Raw genomic sequence first — 1284 nt, 5'->3', positions numbered from 1 at the left:
CAGTCGCTATCGCAAAGAGAATGTTATAAAAACGCTCAGAGGCAAAACCGTTGTGTTTGAGCCTGTTTCAAACATTAATAATGATACTGAAGAATATGAGCAGCCATAAGGCTGCTCGCAAGATGTAATTTATAGGAGGAAAATCCAAATGAAAAAAATATTTAATAACGAGAAAGATTATCTCGAATACGCTAAAGAGCGTATTTCAAGTGCTAGAGAGTATTTATACTCGGAAGAAACTGATTTTAGTGATATGAGTAATGTTCTTGTTATACAGGGTTATCTCTATATCGAAAAAATCAACTTGAATATCAGCGTGGATTTGGAGAATAAAAAAATTCATTATTTCGCTAATGATATAGAATATCTGGAAGAGAGATTTGACAGTATTGAAGAAATGTTATGTTTTAGACTCGATGATCCTCTGCTTAATTTCTTATATTTAGAAGAATTATTTTTAAACCGTCCCTCAGATGATTTATTATGGTATCTTCAGCGTTACGGTTATACAGTTTTTAAACCCAAAAAAGATATTAAAGATAATGAAATATACATAAAAAACTATGAAGAAAAATGTCACGGAAGCATTCCATATGGATCTGTAATTCTAGGCTATTCGCCTGATTATATGGTCTGTTTAAAAAAGCCATTTGACAGAGATTTCATGGATGACGGAGATGTGTTACTAATTCATGGTGATGGAAAAATCTATACATTTCAATTCGAAAATGATGAATTAATATTTATTGATAATTTTTTTAAAAAAACAGAATATATCAGTTGTATTACTTATTCAGACGAATCGTGTGACTTTGAAGAGCTCTTTATATAAATCAATACTGAAAGTCCTGAGAAAGAAGTTCTAAAGACAATAAGTAAAATTAGTAGTCGTTAGGGTATAATGAGGAGGTGAACATAATGGCAAAGAAAGCATCACGTATAACGCTGTACCGCAGAATCTGGTGTAAGATCAGATACTGGCAACAACTGAGGGAGGTTACAGATGCAGAGCTTGCATCTTACCTACAGGTCGGAGAACGTACCCTTCACGAGTACGACAAGTCCGCCGAAAATGTAACATTAGGCAGAGTAGACAATCTGCTCTATGTGACAGGCATGGAGCTTGATGAGCTCATGGCGTTGTAAGTACCCCTCTTTACATTTTCAGCAGAAGGTGGTATAATGTATGTAACGTTTATACCACCTTCTCCATATATAGAAAGGTGGATCAAAATGAAATCACAGAAACCAGTGAAAGCACAGCTTTTACCGTCAGGACGTTTT

2 protein-coding genes are annotated in these 1284 nt (G+C 34.5%); both read left to right on the top strand.

The window, feature by feature from the left end; genetic code table 11:
- Positions 1 to 148 precede the first annotated feature (148 nt).
- Complete coding sequence (locus tag BT127_RS16145; protein WP_075425980.1) at positions 149 to 832, top strand: hypothetical protein; 684 nt, start codon at positions 149 to 151, stop codon at positions 830 to 832.
- 86 nt (positions 833 to 918) lie between these two features.
- A complete protein-coding gene (locus tag BT127_RS16140) occupies positions 919 to 1146 on the top strand; it encodes a hypothetical protein (RefSeq protein WP_075425979.1) in 228 nt (75 codons plus the stop codon).
- The last annotated feature ends 138 nt before the right edge of the window (positions 1147 to 1284 follow it).

The sequence above is a fragment of the Ruminococcus sp. XPD3002 genome, assembly GCA_900119535.1.
GTDB lineage: Bacteria > Bacillota > Clostridia > Oscillospirales > Ruminococcaceae > Ruminococcus > Ruminococcus flavefaciens_H.
Note: the sequence above shows the minus strand (reverse complement) of the source record. Positions and strands in the feature narration are given on the sequence as shown.

What these genes read in the sequence shown, in the direction of transcription:
- BT127_RS16140 (WP_075425979.1), top strand. Translation starts at nt 919, where the DNA reads ATGGCAAAGAAAGCATCACGTATAACGCTGTACCGCAGAATCTGGTGT.
- BT127_RS16145 (WP_075425980.1), top strand. Translation starts at nt 149, where the DNA reads ATGAAAAAAATATTTAATAACGAGAAAGATTATCTCGAATACGCTAAA.